The 20,334-nt window shown below is 70.7% G+C and carries 23 protein-coding genes; 13 read left to right on the top strand and 10 right to left on the bottom strand.

The window, feature by feature from the left end; all coding sequences use genetic code 11:
* Nucleotides 1-30: 30 nt before the first annotated feature.
* Nucleotides 31-1,650, top strand: a complete 1,620-nt coding sequence (locus R6U01_RS04145; RefSeq protein ID WP_410285196.1) for a flippase — start codon at nucleotides 31-33, stop codon at nucleotides 1,648-1,650.
* A gap of 40 nt (nucleotides 1,651-1,690) precedes the next feature.
* Here R6U01_RS04145 and R6U01_RS04140 read toward each other — a convergent pair whose 3' ends face one another.
* Together R6U01_RS04140 and R6U01_RS04135 are read right to left on the bottom strand one after the other, a co-directional pair.
* Nucleotides 1,691-2,176: a metal-dependent hydrolase gene (locus R6U01_RS04140; RefSeq protein WP_410285195.1), complete on the bottom strand. Its 486-nt coding sequence runs from the start codon at nucleotides 2,174-2,176 to the stop codon at nucleotides 1,691-1,693.
* A gap of 77 nt (nucleotides 2,177-2,253) precedes the next feature.
* The gene (locus R6U01_RS04135) at nucleotides 2,254-3,189 is read right to left on the bottom strand and encodes a thiazole biosynthesis protein (protein WP_410285194.1); all 936 of its coding nucleotides are present in this window, start codon (nucleotides 3,187-3,189) and stop codon (nucleotides 2,254-2,256) included.
* Between the two features lie 656 nt (nucleotides 3,190-3,845).
* Here R6U01_RS04135 and R6U01_RS04130 point away from each other — a divergent pair.
* From R6U01_RS04130 to R6U01_RS04100, 7 genes are all read left to right on the top strand, one after another.
* A complete protein-coding gene (locus tag R6U01_RS04130; protein ID WP_410285193.1) occupies nucleotides 3,846-4,112 on the top strand; it encodes a 50S ribosomal protein L37ae in 267 nt (88 codons plus the stop codon).
* A 4-nt stretch (nucleotides 4,113-4,116) separates the two neighbouring features.
* Entirely contained in the window at nucleotides 4,117-4,251 is a 135-nt protein-coding gene (locus tag R6U01_RS04125) for a DNA-directed RNA polymerase subunit P (RefSeq protein ID WP_004049526.1), read from the top strand.
* A 20-nt stretch (nucleotides 4,252-4,271) separates the two neighbouring features.
* Entirely contained in the window at nucleotides 4,272-4,523 is a 252-nt protein-coding gene (locus R6U01_RS04120) for a KEOPS complex subunit Pcc1 (protein ID WP_410285192.1), read from the top strand.
* A 168-nt stretch (nucleotides 4,524-4,691) separates the two neighbouring features.
* Complete coding sequence (locus R6U01_RS04115; RefSeq protein ID WP_410285281.1) at nucleotides 4,692-5,075, top strand: prefoldin subunit beta; 384 nt, start codon at nucleotides 4,692-4,694, stop codon at nucleotides 5,073-5,075.
* Between the two features lie 7 nt (nucleotides 5,076-5,082).
* Nucleotides 5,083-5,325 (top strand): DUF3194 domain-containing protein, encoded by a 243-nt coding sequence (locus R6U01_RS04110; protein WP_410285191.1) that lies wholly within the window; start codon nucleotides 5,083-5,085, stop codon nucleotides 5,323-5,325.
* Nucleotides 5,326-5,521: 196 nt separating this feature from the next.
* Nucleotides 5,522-5,719 (top strand): HVO_0649 family zinc finger protein, encoded by a 198-nt coding sequence (locus R6U01_RS04105; protein ID WP_410285190.1) that lies wholly within the window; start codon nucleotides 5,522-5,524, stop codon nucleotides 5,717-5,719.
* A 24-nt stretch (nucleotides 5,720-5,743) separates the two neighbouring features.
* Nucleotides 5,744-6,169: a universal stress protein gene (locus tag R6U01_RS04100; protein ID WP_410285189.1), complete on the top strand. Its 426-nt coding sequence runs from the start codon at nucleotides 5,744-5,746 to the stop codon at nucleotides 6,167-6,169.
* Nucleotides 6,170-6,228: 59 nt separating this feature from the next.
* Here R6U01_RS04100 and R6U01_RS04095 read toward each other — a convergent pair whose 3' ends face one another.
* The 5 genes from R6U01_RS04095 to R6U01_RS04075 all read right to left on the bottom strand — a co-directional run bounded on the left by R6U01_RS04095 (nucleotide 6,229) and on the right by R6U01_RS04075 (nucleotide 11,405).
* A complete protein-coding gene (locus R6U01_RS04095) occupies nucleotides 6,229-6,783 on the bottom strand; it encodes a GMP synthase subunit A (protein WP_410285188.1) in 555 nt (184 codons plus the stop codon).
* Nucleotides 6,784-6,938: 155 nt separating this feature from the next.
* Nucleotides 6,939-8,429, bottom strand: a complete 1,491-nt coding sequence (gene truD / locus R6U01_RS04090) for a tRNA pseudouridine(13) synthase TruD (RefSeq protein WP_410285187.1) — start codon at nucleotides 8,427-8,429, stop codon at nucleotides 6,939-6,941.
* Nucleotides 8,430-8,768 (bottom strand): peptidyl-tRNA hydrolase Pth2, encoded by a 339-nt coding sequence (gene pth2, locus R6U01_RS04085; RefSeq protein WP_410285186.1) that lies wholly within the window; start codon nucleotides 8,766-8,768, stop codon nucleotides 8,430-8,432. It lies immediately after the preceding gene.
* A 111-nt stretch (nucleotides 8,769-8,879) separates the two neighbouring features.
* Nucleotides 8,880-9,680 (bottom strand): bacteriorhodopsin, encoded by an 801-nt coding sequence (locus tag R6U01_RS04080; protein WP_410285280.1) that lies wholly within the window; start codon nucleotides 9,678-9,680, stop codon nucleotides 8,880-8,882.
* Nucleotides 9,681-9,881: 201 nt separating this feature from the next.
* Complete coding sequence (locus R6U01_RS04075) at nucleotides 9,882-11,405, bottom strand: phytoene desaturase family protein (RefSeq protein WP_410285185.1); 1,524 nt, start codon at nucleotides 11,403-11,405, stop codon at nucleotides 9,882-9,884.
* 137 nt (nucleotides 11,406-11,542) lie between these two features.
* On the opposite strand from R6U01_RS04075, the gene R6U01_RS04070 reads away from it, so the two are divergent.
* From R6U01_RS04070 to R6U01_RS04055, 4 genes are all read left to right on the top strand, one after another.
* A complete protein-coding gene (locus R6U01_RS04070; RefSeq protein ID WP_410285184.1) occupies nucleotides 11,543-12,376 on the top strand; it encodes a helix-turn-helix domain-containing protein in 834 nt (277 codons plus the stop codon).
* Between the two features lie 147 nt (nucleotides 12,377-12,523).
* Nucleotides 12,524-12,952: a plastocyanin/azurin family copper-binding protein gene (locus tag R6U01_RS04065; RefSeq protein ID WP_410285183.1), complete on the top strand. Its 429-nt coding sequence runs from the start codon at nucleotides 12,524-12,526 to the stop codon at nucleotides 12,950-12,952.
* A gap of 88 nt (nucleotides 12,953-13,040) precedes the next feature.
* Complete coding sequence (locus tag R6U01_RS04060) at nucleotides 13,041-13,868, top strand: sulfite exporter TauE/SafE family protein (protein ID WP_410285182.1); 828 nt, start codon at nucleotides 13,041-13,043, stop codon at nucleotides 13,866-13,868.
* Between the two features lie 2 nt (nucleotides 13,869-13,870).
* Nucleotides 13,871-16,465: a heavy metal translocating P-type ATPase gene (locus R6U01_RS04055; protein WP_410285181.1), complete on the top strand. Its 2,595-nt coding sequence runs from the start codon at nucleotides 13,871-13,873 to the stop codon at nucleotides 16,463-16,465.
* A 25-nt stretch (nucleotides 16,466-16,490) separates the two neighbouring features.
* Here R6U01_RS04055 and R6U01_RS04050 read toward each other — a convergent pair whose 3' ends face one another.
* Entirely contained in the window at nucleotides 16,491-16,733 is a 243-nt protein-coding gene (locus R6U01_RS04050; protein ID WP_410285180.1) for a hypothetical protein, read from the bottom strand.
* A gap of 169 nt (nucleotides 16,734-16,902) precedes the next feature.
* Here R6U01_RS04050 and R6U01_RS04045 point away from each other — a divergent pair, with 169 nt between their 5' ends.
* Complete coding sequence (locus R6U01_RS04045) at nucleotides 16,903-17,688, top strand: aldo/keto reductase (protein ID WP_410285279.1); 786 nt, start codon at nucleotides 16,903-16,905, stop codon at nucleotides 17,686-17,688.
* A 57-nt stretch (nucleotides 17,689-17,745) separates the two neighbouring features.
* Here R6U01_RS04045 and R6U01_RS04040 read toward each other — a convergent pair whose 3' ends face one another.
* The gene (locus tag R6U01_RS04040; RefSeq protein WP_410285179.1) at nucleotides 17,746-18,207 is read right to left on the bottom strand and encodes a pyridoxamine 5'-phosphate oxidase family protein; all 462 of its coding nucleotides are present in this window, start codon (nucleotides 18,205-18,207) and stop codon (nucleotides 17,746-17,748) included.
* A gap of 142 nt (nucleotides 18,208-18,349) precedes the next feature.
* The gene (locus R6U01_RS04035) at nucleotides 18,350-20,218 is read right to left on the bottom strand and encodes a S9 family peptidase (protein ID WP_410285178.1); all 1,869 of its coding nucleotides are present in this window, start codon (nucleotides 20,216-20,218) and stop codon (nucleotides 18,350-18,352) included.
* Nucleotides 20,219-20,334: the final 116 nt, after the last annotated feature.

The following is a 20,334-nucleotide window of genomic DNA, read 5'->3' as shown; positions in this document are numbered from 1 at the left end:
CGAACGACCTGCGTGCCCGGGGGGCGGGTCGTGACGCACGGGCGGACGCCCGACGCGACCGGCGACGACGCGGAGTCGCAGGCGATCCCGAACCCGTCCACCGAGGTGCGCGAGGACACGACGGACACGTCGATGCCGCCCTCGAACGTCGGGGACCAAACGATGGCGGAGCAGAGCGGCGTCACGTTCGCCGGCGAACTGATCAAGAAGGGGTTCGGGTTCCTCGTCGTCGCCATGATCACGCGGCTGGTGAGTCCCGGCGTCTACGGGCTGTTCGTGCTGTCGACGTCGGTGCTTCACCTCACGCAGGTGTTCGCCAGCGCGGGGTTACACCGGGCGATCGACTACTTCGTCCCGCAGTATCTCGACCGCGGCGAGCCCGGCCGGGCCCGCGGCGTGACGGTACAGGTGTTCGGCCTCCTGCTTCTGACCTCCGCGGTAACGGGGGTCGGCGTGTTTTTCGCCGCGGACGCGCTCGCGGCGGCGTTCGACGAACCCGGCGTCGCGACGGGGCTCCGAATGCTCGCGGTCGCGCTCCCGCTGTTGGCGGTTTTCAACGGGTTGATGGCGTCGTACAGCGGTATCAAGCGTCTCAGATACCGCGTGTACGTCCGCGACATCACCAGACCGACGGTGCGGCTGCTCGCGACGGTCGGGCTGCTCCTCGTCGGCTTCGGTCTCGTCGGAATCGTCGGCGGCTACATCATCGGCCTCGTCGTCGGGATTCTCCTCGGGATCGTCCTGCTGATTCGACGGGACGTCCTGAAGGGCGGCGAGACGGTGTTCACGTCCGTCCGCGAGATCCTCTGGTACGGCGTGCCGCTCGCGCTCGCGGGCGTCATCTTCGTGGTGATGGGACAGGTCGACTACTTCGTCGTCGGGTACTTCATGTCCTCGGACGACGTGGGCATCTACCGGATCGGGTACATGCTCGCGGCGAATCTCCTCGTCTTCTTCTCGTCGCTCGCGCCCGTGTTCAAGCCGCTCATCGCCGAGCGACGACAGGACCACGACGCGGTCGCCGAGCGGTATCAGACCGCGACGCGGTGGGTGCTCGCCCTCTCGTTGCCAATGGCCGCCGTCCTCGTGCTCGGAGCCGACGCGTACCTCTCGCTCGTGTTTACCCCGCAGTACACGGCGGCAAGCGGCGTCGTTCTCACCCTGGTCGTCGGGTACCTGGTGAGCGTGACCGCGGGGGGTCCCGGCGGAACGCTCCTCCAGGGGCTCGGCTACTCCCGGATGGTGTTCCTCAACTCCGCGCTCCTCCTGCTCGCGAACGTCGCGTTCAGCGTCCTCTTGGTGCCGCGGTACGGCATCCTCGGCGCGGGGGTCGGGACGATGCTCGCGCTGACGCTCTCCGGGACCGCCGCGCTCTTAGAGGTGTACCACTACCGGCGGATCCACCCGTTCACGCGCGAACTCGGCCTCGTCGTCGCCGCGTGGCTTCCCGCGCTCGCGGTCGGGGGGCTCCTCGTCACGCTCGTGTCGCACACCCTGGTAGTTGCCTTGGTGCTCCCGGTCGCCGTCGTCGGTACCTACGCGTTCGCCGGGCGGTCGCTCGGCGTCGTCACTCCCGCGGACGTCAAGATCGCCGAACACATCGTCCCGCAGTCGGTCGTCGACCGGGTCCGACGCGTCGCCGAGACGTAGCGGAACCAGACGACGGCGGGCGTGACGCGTCGGACGCGACTCAGTAGGCCACGCCCACGGCGACCGCCGTCGAGAGGACTCCGACGACGAGGAAGGCCCAGTTCGCTCTGGGATTCTTCGCCGGCGTCAGATCGAGGGAGTAGTGGGCCGTCGACAGCGGCCTGAAGGGGCGGATCCCCATCGGCGTGATCGCGTCTCCGGCGATGTGGGAACACAGCGACAGCGTCACCGCCCCGCCGACGAACGCGGGCGCCCACTGCGGGAGCCCGCGGCCGGCGTCACCGACGGCGAGTGCGACCGCGGCGAGGGCCCCCGCGAGCAGACCGACCGTGACCGCAAACGCGAGGGTGTGCGTCGGCCCGCGATGCGAGATCGGGAGCCGGTGGTCGGCGTCGGGGAGCGTGGCGGCGGCGACCGAAAGAGCGCCGCCGAGGAACGTCAGGTCGGGCTCGCCGATCGCGAGCGTCGCTCCCGCGACGGGGGCGTACGCGAGCAGGGCGATGCCGACGTGCCCACGCCAGTACATGCTCGATATCCGCTCATGCCGGATAAAAAGGCGTCGCCGGGGACGGACCGGTCGGGTCCGGGCGCTCGACCGAGCCGTCAGTCGTCCGCGGGAGCGGGCGCGTCGCCGGCGGAGAGCCGGACCGCGGGGCCGTCGACGCCGAGTTCGTCGAGCGCCGCCTGTGCGGCGCGCTTCCCCGAGACCAGCATCGCGCCGAACGTCGGCCCCATCCGCGGGAGGCCGTGGGCGGTCGCGACCGCCATGCCGGACGCGATCAGGCCGTCGTGGACGACGCCGGTGTGCTCGACGACCTGGTCCTCGCTCTCGCCGACCCACATCGAGTCGTGGCCGGGCGAGTCGTGCCCGGGGGCGCCGTACTGGTCGTCGCCCGTCTGGTCCATCCCGGTGTTGTGCTCCCTCGCGTGCTCGATGCCCGGCGCGGAGAGGACCCCGCGCTCGTCGAGCTTGCTGATCGCGACCGCGTCGTGGCCGGTCGCGTCGATCACGAGGTCGGACTCCACCGCGATGGGGTCGACGCAGGTGATCTCGCGCGGGAGGGCGTGGACCGGCGTCCAGTTCATCACGATCCCGCCGACGCGGTGGTCCTCGCGGACGACGAGGTCGGTGAACTCGGTCATGTTCTGGACGCGCGCGCCGGCGTCGCAGGCCGCCTTTATCAGCCCGGAGCAGGCCTCGGGGCCGGCCGCCGTGTAGAGGCCGTCGACGTCCTCGACCGGCTCGTAGTCGACGTCGAGGTCCTCGAGTATCTCCTGTGCGGGGTCCCGGACCGTCACGGTGTTCATGAGGAACCCGCCGAGCCAGAAGCCGCCGCCGAGGTAGTTGTTCTTCTCGACGATCATCACCTTCACGCCGCGCTCGGCCAGTTCCTTGGCCGCCATCAGCCCGGATGGGCCGCCTCCGATGACGATCACCTCCGAATCGGTGAACTCGAGGAAGCCGTCGGTCCACTCGTTCCCGATCGCTTTCGTTACGTCGGTCTCGCTCACGTCGCTGAAGCCGTCGAATCCGTGCATACAACTTAGTAATATTACTTAGTTGTAAAAGACGTTGCGGTCGGTACGCGGGTAACACCCCCAAGGCTCCGGCCGCTCACTTATAAACGGTCGCCGCTGGAGCGGCGGTGAACACCTCCGAAGCCCCAGCCGCTCGGCGATACGTGTCCGATGACTCGACGGTAAACACCCACAAAGCCCCAGCCGCGACGGCTCGGGGGCCTCGTTGCGCGCTTCGGTCGCTCACTCCGTTCGCTCCCTGCAGTGCTTACTTCGGCCGCCGTCGCCCTCGCGGCTGCCCCTTCGAGCCCCGCCCGCACCGCCGGAAATCGTTCCTGCTCGCTTCGCTGCGCGGGCTGCGACTTCCGTGCTCCCGCTCGCTTCGCTCGCGGGTCCGCGACCGCACCTCGCGCCTCCCCAGCCTCGCGGTTCGCGCTCTTCGAGCGCTCACCGCGTCCCTCGCGGGCTCCGAGCGGTCGGCGACGGCGACCGCTCGGAGGCGCGCCACCGCCTCATTCAGTTTATTTCCAGGTCGCCGTCGGGGGTCGTTCGTTCATATACTGTGTCGCCGTCGGCGCGACGCGTGCTCAACGCCGCTGCTTCTGTCGGGTCGGCGTCCCCCGTGACGCCCCCGACTCGTAGCCTTTTTACCCGCGCTGGCGGTAGACGGACTCACTATGGCTGAGGACAAGGCACGAAGCACCGGGAGTGCGGGCCGATTCGGCGCCCGTTACGGCCGAGTCTCCCGCAAGCGGGTCCAGGACATCGAAGAGGAAATGCGCAACGCGACCGTCGACGGCGACGACGTCACGCGCAAGGGCACCGGCATCTGGGTGAACGAGAAGACGGGCGAGACGTTCACGGGCGGGGCGTACCGCCCCGAGACCCCCGGTGGTCGGACCGTCCGCCGCTCCATCCGCGCCGCGCTCGCCGACGAGGAGTAGGACGATGAGCTACAAGTGCTCCCGCTGTAAGCGCGACGTCACCCTCGACGAGTACGGCGGCGTGCGCTGCCCGTACTGCGGCCACCGCGTCCTCCTGAAGGAGCGCGGCGGCGACGTGAAGGAAGTGAACGTCGAGTAACCGCCCGCTCCGCATCGACCGTGACGGCGTCCCGCACACACGAGACGGTCCTCTCGTTCGCCTACCCCTCCGAGCGGCGCGCGCGGCTCGTCGCCGCCGCGCTCGCGCCCGAAGTGGGTGAGATCGACGACGCCCGCTCGGCCGCGACCGTCTCCCGCGACGGCGACGCGGTCCGAGTCAGGGTCGCGGCAGACGACCTCGTCGCCCTCCGCGCCGGCGTCAACAGCTGGTCCCGGCTCGTCGAGGTCGCGGAGCGAGTCGGAGCCCGGTGAGGTCGCGGAGCGAGGCGGCTCCGGAACCGTCCCCGGACGGCCGGCGATTCGGTCCGATCATCGCCCGATATCCGGTTGTTCGCGGTCTCTCGCGGGCCGTGAGGTCGACAGGCGAGAAGACGTGGGTTTTTCCGTCCGGGTCGCCTCGCTTCGCCCATGCAAGGGAACATGCCGCCCGAGGCACAGGAGAAGATCGAGGAGCTGCAGGAGCTGCAGGAGACCGCACAGCAGGTCGCTCAGCAGAAGGAGCAGGCGCAGACCGCGCTCAACGAGTCGAAAACGGCGCTCGACGCCCTCGAGGACGTCGACGAGGACGCCGGCATGTACCGCGAGATCGGCGAGGTCCTCGTCGAGACGGACTACGAGTCCGCCTACGACGACCTCGAGAACAAGGTCGACTCGCTCGAGGTCCGCGTCGAGCAGCTCCAGAAGCAGGAGGAGCGCGTCGAGGAGCAGTTCGACGACCTGCAGGGCGAGCTCCAGCAGATGCTTCAGGGCGGCGCCGGCGGCGGTCCGATGGGCCCGGGCGGTCCGGGCGCGGGCGGCGCGTAAGCGAGCGATGAGCGACGAGCCGACGGACGAGGAAGTGGTCCGCACCGCGGCCGAAGCCGCGGAGGGCGTCGTCTTCGCCCACTACGACCAGTCGGCGGTGACCGACCTCGACGTCACGGTGACGTTCGAGGACGGCGTGCTCGACGTCGACGTCTACCTGAACGCGCCCGACGACCCCGACCCCGACGCGGTCGCCCGCGAAGCCGCCGAGACCGCCGGCGAGGCGGTCGACGAGCTGTTCGGGGAGTAGGCGGCCGATTTCTCGCGTTTTTGCGTCCGACGAGTCCGCGACCACTGACGACGAGTCCACGGTGAGCGACGTCGAGGCCAGCGGCAGCGACGAAGTCGGTCTCGACGCCGAAATTGACGGTCGCGAGCGGCGCGGTTCGGGCGGATCCCCCCTCCTATCGGTAACTATTAATCGTGTTATTGAGTACCATTAGCATATGTCATCCAGCTACGGCGGTCGATCTGCGTTCGAGCGGCTCCGGACGCGGCTCGACGAACGGCCGCACGCCTGCGAGGAGTGCGGGTTCGTCGACGGCGAGTGCGAGTGGGAGGCGGTCACCTCCGGCGCGACCGTCGAGTACCGCCGAGAGTGCCCGAGCTGCGGGACGGAGCACGTCCGGCGGTACCGGCTCTGAGCCGAACCCGGAGGCTTCGCCGCGATGTACGACGAGATCCTCTGTCCGACCGACGGGAGCCCCGGAAGCGACGCCGCCGTGGAGCACGCGTGTTACCTCTCCAGGCTGGCTGACGCGCGGATCCACGCGCTGTTCGTGGTCGACGAGACGATCGCGGGCGCCGACGGCTGGGACGTGGTCGTCGAGCGCGAGGAGGAGCGCGGCGAGCGCGCGCTCGACGCCGTCGTCGCCGCCGGCGCGGAGCGGGGGGTCCCGGTCGAGAGACACCTCCGGCGCGGCCGTCCCCACGAGGAGATACTCGACGCCGCGAGCGACTACGACGCCGACCTGATCGTGATGGGGACCCACGGCCGGACCGGCGTCGGCCGGTTCCTCGCGGCCGGATCGGTCGCCGAACGGGTCGTGAGACACAGCGAGACGCCGGTGTTGACCGCGCGGCTACAGGAGTGAGCGGCCGGAGGAGTGAGCGGCCGGAGGGGTGAGCGGGTAGGGGAGCGATCGAGAGGATGTCAATCCGACTCGCAGACGGCGACGAAGTTCTCGAAGACCTCCTCGCCGCGCTCGGTGTGTGCGACCTCCGGGTGCCACTGGACGCCGTACAGCCCCGCCTCGACGTTCGACATCGCCTCGATGTCGCAGACGTCGGAGGTCGCGGTGCGGACGAACCCCGGCGGGAGCTCCGTCACCTCGTCGGCGTGGGACGCCCAGACGCGGGTCTCGGGCGCGAGCGACCCGACGAGCGGGTCATCTTCGTCGGTGATCTCCACGTCGACGTCGGCGTAGCCGCCGTAATCGCCGCCGCCGACCTCCCCGCCGAGTTCGGTCGCGATCAGCTGCATCCCGAGGCAGATGCCGAACACGGGGACGTCGAGGTCGAGGTAGTCCGGCGCGTTGCCGACGCGGTCCATGTCGGGACCGCCGGAGAGGACGATCCCGTCGGCCTCGACCTCGTCGGCGGGCGCGTCCGCCGAGACGATCTCGGTGTCGACGCCGATGTCGCGGAGCGCCCGCCGCTCGAGGTGCGTGAACTGGCCGTGGAGGTCGATGACGACGATCCGGGTCATGACCCCGATTGACGGCTCCCGCACAAAAACGGCTCGGAACGAGGCGCAGTATCGTGGTGGTTTCGGCTGTCGGGATGTCTTTTTAATGCACAAACGCGGATCGATCAGAGGGTTACCGCCCGCGCAAAGGCCGAGCGGAGAGCGTGACCCTCCGCTCACAGGTCGACCGGACCGCTCTTCGTGAACTCCCGGAGCAGCACGGTCGCGTACGACCCGCTCGGAAGCGCGAACCCGAACCGGGGGTCGCCGTCGTCGAACGACACGTCGAGGTCGGTGCGCAGGAGGATCGCCCGCCGGGTGCCCGACGAGTCGAACTCCCCCGGGAGCGCGAAGTCGCCCGGCTCAATCCCGGCGTCCGCGAGGACCTCGCGTTCTATCTCGCCCGGCTCGCCGTCGCCGAACTCGGTCTCCGTGCCGACGAGCGGGGCGGTGACGAACGCCCGCCCGCGCTCGCAGTGGCGCGAGACGACGGAGACACGGTCGACGTCGACCGGTTGGAGCCGGTCAGTGTCCGGCACGTACAGCTCGCCGGGGGCGTCGCCGTCGGCGAAACAGACCACGTCGCCGGCGACGGGGCGGTCGAACGGGAGCCCCCGACGGAGCCGCTCGCTCACGACTCGGTTGAAGAGGAAGGACTGGGCGGCGTTGACGAACAGCCGCTGGAGGTTCGACGGCACGGCCTCCAGCGCGTGCCACCAGTCGTCGTGGTCGGGCGGCGCGTCGGGGTCGACGCCGCGGTCGGCGAGCCGGTGGACCATGGAGCGCTCGAACCGGAGCTTCCCGGGAATGGCGTCGAGACAGGCGCTCCAGTCGCCGTCGCCGGTGCCGTCTGCGGCGGAGCGCTCAGCGTCGTCGACACCGGCTCCGACCTCCCCGCCGGCGACGTCGGCGTCCACGCCGAACGCCGCGTCGACGCGATCGCGCGCGGCCCGGGTGTCGTCGGGTTCCGTCTCGGCGGGGTTGCCCGCGTACAGCCGGACCGCCTCGCGCGGGTCGTTCCGGGCGATCGCGAGCCCGACGACGTGGGTCACGGGTCGCCGGCTGCCGAAGCGCTGCTGGCCGAAGTAGTTCGGCACGCCGACGGTCGCCCCCGTGGGAGAGTCGCCGTCGAAATCGTCTCCGTCCCCGCCCGCGAACGCGGCGAGGTCACGCACCGCGTCGGCGACGCGCTCGGGGGCTCCCTCGACCGCGTCTGCGACGCGAATGTCGAAGGCGTTGCCGGCGAGGTCGCCGAACGAGAGCCGCCGTCCGGCCCGTCCGAGCGGTTCGATGTCGGCGCCGCGGATCGCGGGGAGGTCGTCGGGGTCGACCTCGCGGAGCGTGAACAGCTGGGTCGTGACGGCGCGTTTGTCCTTCGTTCCGGCCCACGAGACGCGCTCGCGGCTGATCCCGAGAGCGTCCGAGATCCGGCGCGCGAAGTCGTTCGTGTCCCAGTCGCGCAGCGTGACGCGGACGACCAGCTCGGGGTAGCTCCCCGGGTCGGCCCCGAGCGGCTCGGGGTCGAACGCCTCCAGCTCGCGGACCCGGAAGTCCTCGGGCGAGGCGCGGAGCCGGCCGCCGATCCCGTCCGCGTCGCTGACGTAGTACTCGATGCCCACCGCGCGCTCGGTCGGGTGCGCTTCGCGGAGTCCGTGTGCGGGGGCCATCTAGTACAGCGAGAGGTCGCCGGTCACGCGGTCGACGCTCTCGTCGCGGGCCGGGCCGACCGCGAGCGCGGTGACGGTCCCCGGCTCCAGCTGCGTGTGACCCGCGTCTCGGACGATGGCGTACGGGAGCCCCTCTCTGTCCGCCTTGTCGGCCAGCTCGAACAGCTGGCTCTCCGAGTCACCTTTTAAAACGACCTTCTTCTGTCCCTCGCCCTGCCACTTCTTTCGGGCGCGTCGCCCGGCGTCCTGGTACGCCGACAGCGACGCGTGCGCGACCTGCGCGGCGAGTTTCCCCTCGCCCATGCCGATGTCCGTCCGCGCCACGATGGCCTGTTTCATGCCCCGATCCACCGCCGCCGCGGGTTTAGCGCTTGTCTCTCGACCGGACCGGAGGCTAGGGGGACTGAAAATGCGTGAAAACGGATTCGGACCGCGCGGCGGTCGTTCGACTCAGTCGTCGGCCGGCGCCGTGCCGCTGCGGGAGGCGGAGCCGAGGCCGGACGCCATGCCGGAGACGATGCTCTCGTTGTCGGCGACCCAGCGGAGCAGCAGGAACGCGAAGAGGTACTTCGCGATGATGTCCATCCCGCTGTACGCCCACGAGGTGATGGCGACGTCGAGCACCGCGAGCCCCTCGGCGCCGAGCGCCCAGAAGATCGGGTAGCCGAGCCAGAGGACGACGGTGAGGATCTTCAGCGTGTTGAAGATCTCGGCGGTGCCGGCGATCTCGGCGTCCCGCGCCCACTCAGCGAGCAGGATGTACAGGACGACGACGAAGAACGCGCAGCTGATGACGTACCACACCCAGCGCAGCAGGTAGGAGGACGTGGTCAGCGCGGCCGCGAGACCGGTGACGCACATCCCGATGTCGGCCACGACGGCCGTGAACAGCTTCGTCATGTTCGAGCCGGCCAGCAGGCCGAGCGCGATCAGGATCATCGGCGTCGACAGCGCCCACGTGAGGTACCGTCCCCACGGCGTGAGCACTTCTTGGCCGGCCAACGCGTGCCCGGCGGGCATCTCGAGGAAGCTCACCGTGAGCCCGGAGACGAGACCGGTGTAACTCGAGATGGACACCAACGGCACCATCAGCGTGGCGACGAAGATCAACTGAGCCCGCGGGTCCTCGACGTTCCGTCCCATGTACACGAACAGGAGGATCGACAGGCCCGCGAGGGCGATGTTTATCCAGAGCGAGGAGGCCAAGAGCCCGTTCTCTTGGATCGCTTGGAACACTTCCGTCTGGGTCATTTCTAGCGGGACCATTCCGCTCGCCAGTAAGTCGGCCGCTGCTGTTTCGATCATGCTTCGCTTGCAATTACGACACCAGGTAATTAAACACACCAACCTGACAGGTAAGGGTCCGGCCGATCTCGTCGGCGACGCGGATCCCTCGAGCCGCTCCGAGGGGTCCGTCGGACGAGACCGTCCGTTCCGTTTATCGCTGGGACCTCACCGCCCGACGAGCGGAAACCCGTCGAGGAAGCCGCCGGCGACGTCGGTCGCGACGGCGTCGGCGCAGTGTTCGCCGCTCAGCAGGCACATCGGCACGCCGATGCCGGGGTTGCTGCTCCCGCCGACGTAGTAGAGCCGGTCCACCCCTCGGACCCGCGGGCCGGGCCGGAGCGGTCCGGTCTGCGTCACCGTGTGCGCGAGGCCGAGCGCGCTCCCGCCCGGGCGGTCGAACCGCTCCGCGAACTCGGAGACGCACGCCGACTCCTCGACGACGATCCGGTCGCGGAGGTCGGTCCCCGTGTACGACGACACCGCGTCGAGGACGCGCTCCCGGAACGCGGCCCGTCGGTCGGGTCCGTCGTCAAGGCCCGGCGCGAGCGGCACGAGCGTCACGACGGCCTCGTGGCCGTCGGGCGCGACCGCCGGGTCGGTGCGGGAGGGCACGTTCACGTACACCGTGGGGTCCTCGGGCCACGCGGGCGACTCGAAGACGGCGTCGAAGTGGGGCCGCCAGTCGGTCGGCAGCGCGAGCGTGTGGTGCGCGAGGGAGTCGAGCGAGCCCTCGACCCCGAGGTACAGCAGGTACGCGCTCGGTCCGTACGTCCGGCGGCCCCAGTAGTCGCCGACTCGCCGCACCGCCCCGTCGGGGAGGAGCTCGCGCTCGACGTGCTCGGGCGGCGCGTTGCACACGACCCGGTCGTGAACGTAGCGGTCGCCGCCCAGCTCGACGGCGACCTCGTCGGACCCCGGATCGATACCCGTGACGGAGACGCCGGTGTGGACGTCCGCCCCCCGCTCCGTCGCCACCGACTCGATCGCCTCGATCACCTCGTACATGCCGCCGAGCGGGTAGTACACGCCGAGTCCGAAGTCGACGTGGCTCATCAGCTGGTACAGCGCCGGCGTGTTGTACGGCGACCCGCCGAGGAACACGAGCGTGTACTGGAGCAGCTGGCGGAGCTTCGGGTGCTCGACGTACGACGAGACGTGCTCGTCGAGCGTGTCGAGCAGGTTGAGCTTGCGGCCGCCGGCGAGGACGTCCGTCGACAGGTAGTCGCGGAGTCGCGAGCGACCCGGCCGCACGAAGCCCCCCATCCCGACCTCGTAGGCCGTCTCGGCGTCGTCGAGGTACCGGCGGAGCGCGTCGCCCGCCCCCGTCTCGTAGGACTCGAACAGGTCCGCCGCCGCGTCGGGGTCCGCGGGGACGTCGACCTGGTCACCGTCGTCCCAGAACACGCGGTAGTGAGGGTCGAGCCGCTCCAGCTCGTAGAAGTCGTCCGGCGCGTGTCCGAACCGCTCGAAGAAGCGCTCGAACACGTCCGGCATGAGGTACCACGAGGGACCGGTGTCGAATCGGAACCCGCGCCGTTCGAGTCGGCCGGCGACGCCGCCGACGCGCTCCTGACGCTCGTACAGCGTCACTTCCGCCCCGGCGTCGGCGAGGTGCGCGGCCGCCGAGAGCCCGCCGACCCCCCCGCCCACGATGCCGATCGAGACCTCGTCGAGCCCACTCGCAGTCATCGTCGAGAGAAGGGGCTCCCACCGGGAGAGTCGTGTCCCTCCCACGACGGGGTTTTATAAATAGGAGCGCCGCGCGTCACCCGCAGACGTACTCGTTCGGGAGCGTTCTTTTACCGGTCCGTGGACATGATTTGATCATGTCGCGGAGGTCACGTCGCTCGTTGCCCGCCGACGGGGTCGCTGATCCGTCCACCGACGGCTCCGCCGATCCGTCCACCGACGACGCCGCCGATCCGTCCACCGACGGCTCCGCCGATCCGTCCACCGACGACGCCGCCGATCCGTCCACCGACGACGCCGCCGACCGCGACGGGGCGCCCGCCGAGGGCCGCAACGGAGCGACCACCGGTGGATCGCGTGGCGTCCGCGCGCGACTCGCCGTCCACGACCCGCCGCACGCGCCGGTCGCCGAGGCGCTCCCCGACGGGTCGGTCGCCACCGACGTGGAGCGCGTTCGCGTCGACGACGCCGTCGTCTCGGAGTTCCGCACCGAGAGGCGGATCGGTACCGAGCCCGTGTTCGCGGCCGACGGCGAGTACGTCTACCGGGTCCGGAGCCCGGCGACGGCGCAGTACCCCTGCCGGTCGATCGAGTCGCTCGGCCATCCGGTCTCGGACGTCAGGGTGCGGACGAACCCCGACCGGATACTGCTCACCCTCTCGTTGCCCTCCGTCGACCCGATCGACGAGATCGTCGCGGCCGTCGAGGCGACCGGCGCGTCCGTCACGCTCGACCGCCTCACTCGCTCCGGCGGGTCCGGCGAGTGCGACCCGGTCGTCATCGACCGGGGCCGGCTCACCGATCGACAGCGCGAGGTCGTCCGGACCGCCCAGCGGCTCGGGTACTTCGAGTACCCCCGCGAGACCGACGCGGAGGCGGTCGCGGCCGCCGTCGGGATCACGCGCTCGACGTTCTCCGAACACCTCGCGGCCGCCCAGCGGCAGGTTTTCGGCGAGTTCGTGGACCCGTGACGCACGCCCCGGGGCGCCGCGAGGGGTCGCGCGACGTGACCGCGAGGCGCTCGCGCGCTCGTTCGTGTATCGCCCGCGGGCGGCGGGCGATTCCCGCGCGGTGGGGTGAACCGCGATATTGAAACGACTGAAACCCCGAGAGCAGGTATGCATCGCAGACGGTTCCTCCGGCGGGTCGGCGTAGCCGGGCTCGGCACCGGGGCGACGGCCGCCCTCGCCGGGTGCGCCGGCGTCGGCGGCGACCCCGGGTACGACGTCGGGATGGTCGCGTCCGGATATCGACCCGCGGAGCTGACCGTGGCCGTCGGCGACACCGTCGTCTGGGAGAACACGAGCTCGCGAACGCACACGGTGACCGCCTACGAGGGGGGCATCCCCGACACGGCCGAGTACTTCGCCTCGGGCGGCTACGGCAACGAGGTGGCCGCCCGCGAGGCGTGGTCATCCGACTTCGGCGGCGCGCTGGAGACCGGCGACCGGTTCTCGCACACCTTCGAGGTCGCCGGGCGCTACGACTACGTCTGTATCCCCCACGAGACCGGCGGGATGTACGCGACCGTCCTCGTGGAGGAGTGACGTGCGCCCGCATCGCCCCGGACCGTCGGCGTCGCGCCCGACGAAACCCATTACCGCCCGCGACACCAACCCGCGGTAACTGACACACATGAACGTCTCGACGCTGCTGGGGACCGACGTGCTCCTGTTCCTGGCCATCGGGCTGCTCGCCGGCGCCCACTGCATCGGCATGTGCGGGCCGCTGGTCACGGTGTACGCCGGTCGGATGCGCGACGGCGGCGGTCGGACCGACGGCGGCGGCGCGACCGCGGGTTCGACCGACGCCTCCCGCGGGGGCCACCTGACCACCTACGAGGTCCGCCAACACGCGCTGTTCAACCTCGGACGCGCGACGAGCTACACGCTCATCGGCGCGGCGCTCGGCGCGCTCGGCGGGGTCGTCCTCGTCACCACGGCGACGCTGACGGGCGCGGCGGAGGTCGTCCGCGGCGTCGTCGGCCTCGGCGTGGGCGCGGCCGTGATCCTCGTCGGGGTCCGGTACGCGCTCGGCGGCGCGACCGGCGGGATCCACCTCCCGGGGCTCGAACGGGTCACCGGCTGGCTCACCGGCCACGTCGACCGGCTCGCGAACGGCCCCGGCATCGTCGGGCTCGGCGCGGTCCACGGGCTCCTCCCCTGTCCGATCCTCTACCCGGCGTACCTCTACGCGTTCGCCAGCGGTTCGGCGGTCAGCGGCGGGGTCGCGCTCGCGGCGCTCGGCGTCGGCACGATGCCCGCGGTGTTCCTCTACGGCACCGTGATCGAGGGGGTCGACGCCGTCCACCGGCGCCGGGTCCACCGGCTGCTCGGCGTCGCGTTCGTCGCCCTCGGCTACGTCCTGTTCGCGCACGGCCTGATGTCGGTCGGAATCCACGTGCCGCATCCGCGGCTCCCGTTCTGGAACCCCCTCGACGCCGGGACGATGGGGGGGATGTGACGATGAGCGCGCCCGACTGCACCCTGTGTGAGCTCCCGACCGACGGCGTCGACGTGGTCGACGACGAGGGCAACGAGTTCTGCTGTCCCGGCTGTCGGGACGTGTACGCGGCCCTCGGCGACGTCGACGTCGACGCCGACGCGGTGCGCGAGCGGCGGCAGGCGGGCGGGGAGGGCGAAGACGGGGGAGGCGACCCCCGAGACGAGGTCCCCGCCCACCACGAGGCGGCGTTCCTCGAAGTGGACGGGATGCACTGCGCGACCTGCGAGGCGTTCATCGAGACGGTCGCCACCCGGACGGCGGGCGTCAGCGCCGCCAGCGCTAGCTACGTCACGGACACCGTTCGGATCGACCACGACCCGGACGATGTCTCCGTCGACGACCTCTCCGAGGCGGTCAGCGGGCTCGGCTACAGCGCGTACCCCCGCGACGACGCCTTCGCGCGCCGGCAGGCGGACAACATGGCGACGGCGCGGCTCGCGGCCGGCGTGCTCGTCGGGATGGCGGTCATGCTCCAGTACATCGTCATCATCTACCCGACGTACTTCGCGTTCCCGTTCTACGACGAGCGAACCCTGGAGTACCTCAACCAGGCGATGTCGTCGTCGTCGGGGACGTACTTCTTCATCGTGATCGCGGTCCTGACGACCGTCGTCCTGCTTTTCACCGGCAAGCCGATACTGCGGGGGGCGTACGTCAGCGCGAAGACGCGGTCGCCGAACATGGACCTCCTCGTCGCCATCGCGGCGGTGAGCGCCTACGTGTACAGCACCCTCGCGGTGATCTTCGTCGAGTCGCCGTCGATCTACTACGACGTGACGGTCGCGATCATCGTGATCGTCACCGTCGGCAACAGCTACGAGGACTCGATAAAGAAGCGCGCGACCGAGCTCCTCTCCGATCTCACCGCGGTGCAGGTCGACAGCGCCCGGCGGATCGTCGACGGCGGTGCGGCGGTCGCCGCCGAGGGCGAGACGGGCCCGGACGCGGCCGCCGGTGCTAGCGACGCGGCCGTCGGTGCCGGCGAGACGGAGGAGGTCGCCATCGACGCGCTCGAACCCGGCGACCGGCTCCTCGTGCGAGCCGGGGAGCGCGTCCCGGTCGACGGCGAGGCGGTCGCGGGCGACGCCGCGGTCGACGAGTCGGTCGTCACCGGCGAGTCGATGCCGGTCCGGAAGACTCCCGGCGACGACGTCGTCGGCGGCTCCGTCGTCGCGGACGGCTCGCTGACGGTCGCGGTCGGGCCGGACGCGAGCTCCAGCCTCGACCGCGTCGCCGAGCTCGTCTGGGACCTCCAGAGCGGGAACCACGGCGTCCAGAAGCTCGCCGACCGGCTGGCGACCGTCTTCGTCCCGGTCGTCCTCGGGGTGGCGGTCGTCGCCGCCGCCGCGAATCTGGCGCTCGGCAACGGGGTCACCGAAGCGATGCTCGTCGGGCTCACCGTGCTGATCGTCTCGTGTCCGTGCGCGCTCGGGCTCGCGACCCCGCTCGCGGTCGCCGCGGGGATCCGCGACGCGCTCGAACGGTCCATCGTGATCTTCGACGACACCGTCTTCGAGCGGGTCCGCGACGCGGAGACGGTCGTCTTCGACAAGACGGGGACGCTCACCACCGGCGAGATGGAAGTGATCCGCGCCGACGTCGACGACGACCTGCTCCGGCTCGCCGCCGCGCTGGAGGAGCGCTCGGCGCACCCGGTCGGGCAGGCGATCGCCGCGGCGCGTGCGAGCGCGGACGGGGGCCCGGGGGATACCGGCGCGTCTCCCGCGCCGGCCGCGGTCGCCGACGGCGGGACGGCCGAATCGGCGTCGCCCGCCGACGGGCCCGACGCGGCCGCCGGAGACGGCGCCCGCGAGACGCTCGCCGTCGAGCGCTTCGAGAGCCACGCCCGCGGCGTCTCCGGCGTCGTCTCCGGCGTCGAGGTCGTCGTGGGGCACCCCGCCCTGTTCGACGAGCGCGGCTGGACGGTGCCGGACGGGATCCGCGAGGCGGTCACCGAGGCGCGCGACGTGGGGCGGGTCCCGGTCGCCGTGGGCCGCGACGGCGCCGCCGAGGGCGTCGTCGTGGTCGGCGACGAGCTGCGCGAGGGGTGGGAAGAGACGGTGACCGCGCTGGACGACGCGGGCGTCGACGTGGTCGTGCTGACGGGCGACGACGAGCGCGCGGCGACCGTGTTCCGCGATCACGACGCGGTCTCCTCGGTGTTCGCCGGCGTCCCGCCCGAGGGGAAAGCCGAGACGATAGAGCGGCTGAAGGCGAGCGGGCTCACGGTGATGGTCGGCGACGGGACCAACGACGCCCCGGCGCTCGCCGCCGCAGATCTCGGCGTCGCGCTCGGCGGCGGGACGGCGATGGCGGCCGACGCCGCCGACGTGGCGATCGTCGACGACGACCTCGGCTCGGTCGCGACCGTCTTCGAGCTCTCGCGGGCGGCCGGCCGGCGCGTGAAGGGGAACATCGGCTGGGCGTTCCTGTACAACGCGGTCGCCATCCCGCTCGCGGTCACCGGCCTCCTGAACCCGCTGTTCGCCGCGCTCGCGATGGGCGCCTCCAGCCTGCTCGTCGTGACGAACTCCTCGCGGGCGCTGCTGGAGTGACGGCCGACGAGCGGGCTGGAGGCGCTCAGTACATCAGCACGACGGTGAGGAGCCATCCGACCCCGACGGCGACCGACGCGGCGGTCGGCGACCGGGTCGGTTCGGTCGGCGGATTTCGAAAGAGGATCTCGTAGAGGATGAGCGTGGACACGAGGCTCCCGCCGGCGAGCCCCTGATGAATCGCGACGGCGGGATGGACGCTCGTCGCTGCACCGACGACCGTCGCGGCGGCGATCGCCGCGAGCAGCCAGTCGTAGTAGCTCACCATTCCTCAGGCGAGACTTGTGATTCAGCTGTGAAATATCGCCCGACGGTCCCCGCGAACCGAGAACGGGACGCGCGGACCGGTCGGAACCGCAAGCGACTTTCCGCTCACCGGAGTAGTCCCGATCATGTCACAGCGACAGCAGTCCTTCGACGTTCCGACCCGCGACGGGATGCCCGTGCTCGGGCTCGGCACGTGGGAGAACGACGACCCCGCGCAGTGTACCCAGTCGGTGGCGACCGCGCTGGAGACCGGGTACCGCCACGTCGACACCGCGCAGATCTACGGCAACGAGGCCGCGGTCGGCGACGGGATCGCCGCGGCCGACGTCGACCGCGACGACGTGTTCCTCGCGACGAAGGTGTGGATCGACCGGCTCGCGCCCGAGGACGTGATCGCGTCAACCCGCGAGAGCCTCGAGAAGCTCGGCACGGAGTACGTCGACCTGCTGTACGTTCACTGGCCGGCGGGCGCGTACGACCCCGCGGAGACGCTGCCCGCGTTCGCGGAGCTCCGCGACGACGGGCTCGTCGACCGGATCGGCGTCTCGAACTTCGAACCGGAGCACCTCAACGCCGCGACCGACGCGCTCGGCGAGGCGCCGTTCGCGAACCAGGTCGAGATGCACCCGCTCCTCCGGCAGGAGGAGCTGCGCGAGTACGCCGCGGCCAACGGCGTCGAGCTCGTCGCCTACTCGCCGCTCGCCCGCGGGAAGATCCTCGACGACCCGACCGTCGGCGAGATTGCCGAGGAGCACGACGTCAGCGCCGCGCAGGTGAGCCTCGCGTGGCTCCGCGAGAAGGGCGTCACCGCCATCCCGAAGGCGACGAGCGAGGACCACATCGCCGACAACTGGGCGAGCCTCGGGCTCGAGCTGGACGATCAGGACGTGGAGACGATCGACGACATCGGTCGGACCGACCGCCAGCTGAACCCGGACTTCGGCCCGAACTGGTAGCCGGACCGCGTGCGGCGCCGTCCCGTCGGAAACCGATACCGGTCCGCGTCGCTCCCGTCAGTTCCCGCCGGCGTCCCGCTGTTGGAGCCCGGTCCACTCTTCGACCTCGAATCGGTATCCGCGGACGCCGCGCATCGGATGCGCGGACGAGAAGACGTTCGGGTGCCACGCGTTCTCCATCGCGCTCCGGAGCTCGTCCCACTCCCCCTCCTCGACGGCGGCGATCCGGCCGGTCAGCGAGACGCTCTGCCAGTCGTACATCGATCCGGCGCGGTAGACGAGGAACCGACCCCGTCCCGCCTCTGTCACGAGGGTCTCCTTCCGGCTCTCGGTCCCGAACAACAGGAAGACGAAATACAGCGTCGCGTCCCCGTCGAAACCGAACGAGATCGGAATGAGGTACGGGAGGTCGCCGGTCGGGAGGCCGAGCGTTCCGACCCCCTCCGCTTCGAGGAGCTCCCGCATCTGGCCCTCGCTCATCGAATTCGCCGTGGACTCGGCGATCGCATCGATGCTCATAATAGTTAGTCACAGTCTTGCGTGATAAGGCTACTGCGGCCCGCTCCCGTCGTCGTCGGGGGGCCGTCCCGGCGCGCGGCGACGGGGCGAGGTCGCCGGTCTCGCGCCGCTTCGCTCTCCGGCTCTCGTCGGACTCCCCTTCTCAGACGTACTCGGCGAGGAAGTCCACGATCGCCCGGTACGCCTCGATGCGGTTCTCCAGCTTCGCGAAGCCGTGCCCCTCGTCGTCGAAGATCAGCTTCCGCACGGCGACGCCCTGCTCGCGCGCTTCCTCGACGATCTGTTCGGCCTCGCCCACGGGCACCCGCGGGTCGTTCGCGCCGTGGAGGACGAAAAGCGGCGACTCGATCGCCTCGATGTTGTTGATCGGCGAGATGGATTGGAGGAACTCCCGGTCCTCCTCCAGCGAGCCGTACTCGGCCTCCCGGAGCTCGCGGCGCCAGTCGCCGGTGTTCTCGAGGAAGCTGACGAAGTTCGCGATGCCGACGATGTCGACGCCGGCGGCCCACAGCTCGGGGAACTCGGTCAGCGCGGCGAGCACCATGAACCCGCCGTAGGAGCCGCCCATCGCGACGACGCGGTCGGGGTCGACCTCCGGGTGGTCGTGGAGCCACTCGACGCCGGTCCGGACGTCCGCGACCGAGTCCATCCGGTTCTCCACGTCGTCGAGCGCGGAGTACGCTTTGCCGTACCCGGAGGACCCGCGGACGTTGGGCTCGAACACGGCGTACCCGTTGTTCAGCAGGTACTGCTTGACCGAGGCGAACGAGGGGCGGCGCTGGGACTCCGGGCCGCCGTGGATGTCCACGACGACGGGGTAGCCGCCCTCGGGCGGGTCCGTCTCCGGGACGGAGAAGAACGCGGGGATCTCCCGGCCGTCGAACGTCGGGTAGTGGACGAGCTCGGGATCCACGAACGTGTTCGGCGGGATCCCGGCGGTCGAGGCGGCGGTCCAGCGCTCCGTCTCGCCGGTCTTCGCGTCGACGACGTACACGTTCGGGTTGTGAGCGCTCCCGGCCGCGGTGATCGCGAAGCGGTCGCCCTCCGGCCCGAAGCTCACCCCGCCGGCGACGCCCTCGGGGAGGTCGGGAGCCGGGAAGGGGTCGATCCGGTCGGGCTCGACGAGCTCGCCGACCGTGATCTCGGTGTACCCGTCGACGTTCCGAGAGTAGACGACGCGGCGGGACTCCTCGTGGACCGCGACGCCGTCGACGTTCCAGCCGTCGTCGCCGCCGGGCTTCACGGGGGAGTCGTCCTCGTCGTCATCGTCCGTCGCACGCCGCCCCGCCCCGGAGGCGACCAGCGAGAAGTCGCCCGTCTCGAGGTGCAGCCGCTCCAACCGGAGCGTGTCGCTGTCGCGGTCCGTGACGAGGTACAGCGATTCGCCGTCCGGTCCCCACTCCGGACTGGCGTACCGGACGTCCCCCTCGTGTGGCGTGTGGTGGGTGACGGTTCCGGACGCGACGTCGAGCGTGTACACGTCGTGGTCGAACGAGGAGTACGCCTCGTGGACGATCAGGCGGTCGTCGCTCGGCGACCAGCCCGCGACGGAGAGCCACCCGTCGCCCTCGTACACCAGCTCGGCCTCGTCGCTCGTCGCGTCCCGCTCCTGTACGTACACGTCGAACACCGACTGGTCGCGGCGGTTGGAGGCGAACGCGAAGCGGTCGCCCTCGCCGTCCCAGCCGCCCCACCGGTGCTTGGCCTCGGGGCGGTTGGTGAGATCGACTATCTCCCCGGACTCGTAGTTGAGCCGATACAGCTGGGCGCGCTCGTTGCCGCCCTCGTCCATGCCGAAGACGGCCTCCGCGCGCTCGGGCGAGGAGTCGACGAAGGAGACCGACTCCTCGAAGAACGTGTGCTGTTCGGGCCACCCGAGCGGCTCGTCGAGCGACCACACCTGCCCGGTGCCGGTCGTGTCCAAGAGGAAGGAGAGCCGCCCGCTGGGACCGAGGTCAGCTCCGCCGGCGCTCCGTACGTTCAGGTACCGTTCGATGTCGTATCGGTGCATGGAGTCCGATTCCGGCCGCGGTGGGAAACCGTTTCGGGTGAGAGAAGTGACACGACCGGGTCGTCCCGCCCGACGAGCGCCGCGCCGTTCCGACCCGCTCCTCCGCGATGCCGGGT

Source organism: Halorubrum sp., from assembly GCF_046498025.1.
In the GTDB taxonomy this organism is placed as follows: Archaea; Halobacteriota; Halobacteria; order Halobacteriales; family Haloferacaceae; genus Halorubrum.
This window is presented reverse-complemented; position numbering and strand designations above follow the sequence as displayed.

Bases quoted from the DNA above. Each gene is read 5' to 3' on its own strand.
- R6U01_RS04140 (WP_410285195.1), bottom strand. From the start codon at position 2,176: ATGTACTGGCGTGGGCACGTCGGCATCGCCCTGCTCGCGTACGCCCCC.
- R6U01_RS04135 (WP_410285194.1), bottom strand. From the start codon at position 3,189: ATGCACGGATTCGACGGCTTCAGCGACGTGAGCGAGACCGACGTAACG.
- R6U01_RS04130 (WP_410285193.1), top strand. From the start codon at position 3,846: ATGGCTGAGGACAAGGCACGAAGCACCGGGAGTGCGGGCCGATTCGGC.
- R6U01_RS04125 (WP_004049526.1), top strand. From the start codon at position 4,117: ATGAGCTACAAGTGCTCCCGCTGTAAGCGCGACGTCACCCTCGACGAG.
- R6U01_RS04115 (WP_410285281.1), top strand. From the start codon at position 4,692: ATGCCGCCCGAGGCACAGGAGAAGATCGAGGAGCTGCAGGAGCTGCAG.
- R6U01_RS04110 (WP_410285191.1), top strand. From the start codon at position 5,083: ATGAGCGACGAGCCGACGGACGAGGAAGTGGTCCGCACCGCGGCCGAA.
- R6U01_RS04105 (WP_410285190.1), top strand. From the start codon at position 5,522: ATGTCATCCAGCTACGGCGGTCGATCTGCGTTCGAGCGGCTCCGGACG.
- R6U01_RS04100 (WP_410285189.1), top strand. From the start codon at position 5,744: ATGTACGACGAGATCCTCTGTCCGACCGACGGGAGCCCCGGAAGCGAC.
- R6U01_RS04095 (WP_410285188.1), bottom strand. From the start codon at position 6,783: ATGACCCGGATCGTCGTCATCGACCTCCACGGCCAGTTCACGCACCTC.
- truD (WP_410285187.1), bottom strand. From the start codon at position 8,429: ATGGCCCCCGCACACGGACTCCGCGAAGCGCACCCGACCGAGCGCGCG.
- pth2 (WP_410285186.1), bottom strand. From the start codon at position 8,768: ATGAAACAGGCCATCGTGGCGCGGACGGACATCGGCATGGGCGAGGGG.
- R6U01_RS04080 (WP_410285280.1), bottom strand. From the start codon at position 9,680: ATGACCCAGACGGAAGTGTTCCAAGCGATCCAAGAGAACGGGCTCTTG.
- R6U01_RS04075 (WP_410285185.1), bottom strand. From the start codon at position 11,405: ATGACTGCGAGTGGGCTCGACGAGGTCTCGATCGGCATCGTGGGCGGG.
- R6U01_RS04070 (WP_410285184.1), top strand. From the start codon at position 11,543: ATGTCGCGGAGGTCACGTCGCTCGTTGCCCGCCGACGGGGTCGCTGAT.
- R6U01_RS04065 (WP_410285183.1), top strand. From the start codon at position 12,524: ATGCATCGCAGACGGTTCCTCCGGCGGGTCGGCGTAGCCGGGCTCGGC.
- R6U01_RS04060 (WP_410285182.1), top strand. From the start codon at position 13,041: ATGAACGTCTCGACGCTGCTGGGGACCGACGTGCTCCTGTTCCTGGCC.
- R6U01_RS04055 (WP_410285181.1), top strand. From the start codon at position 13,871: ATGAGCGCGCCCGACTGCACCCTGTGTGAGCTCCCGACCGACGGCGTC.
- R6U01_RS04050 (WP_410285180.1), bottom strand. From the start codon at position 16,733: ATGGTGAGCTACTACGACTGGCTGCTCGCGGCGATCGCCGCCGCGACG.
- R6U01_RS04045 (WP_410285279.1), top strand. From the start codon at position 16,903: ATGCCCGTGCTCGGGCTCGGCACGTGGGAGAACGACGACCCCGCGCAG.
- R6U01_RS04040 (WP_410285179.1), bottom strand. From the start codon at position 18,207: ATGAGCATCGATGCGATCGCCGAGTCCACGGCGAATTCGATGAGCGAG.
- R6U01_RS04035 (WP_410285178.1), bottom strand. From the start codon at position 20,218: ATGCACCGATACGACATCGAACGGTACCTGAACGTACGGAGCGCCGGC.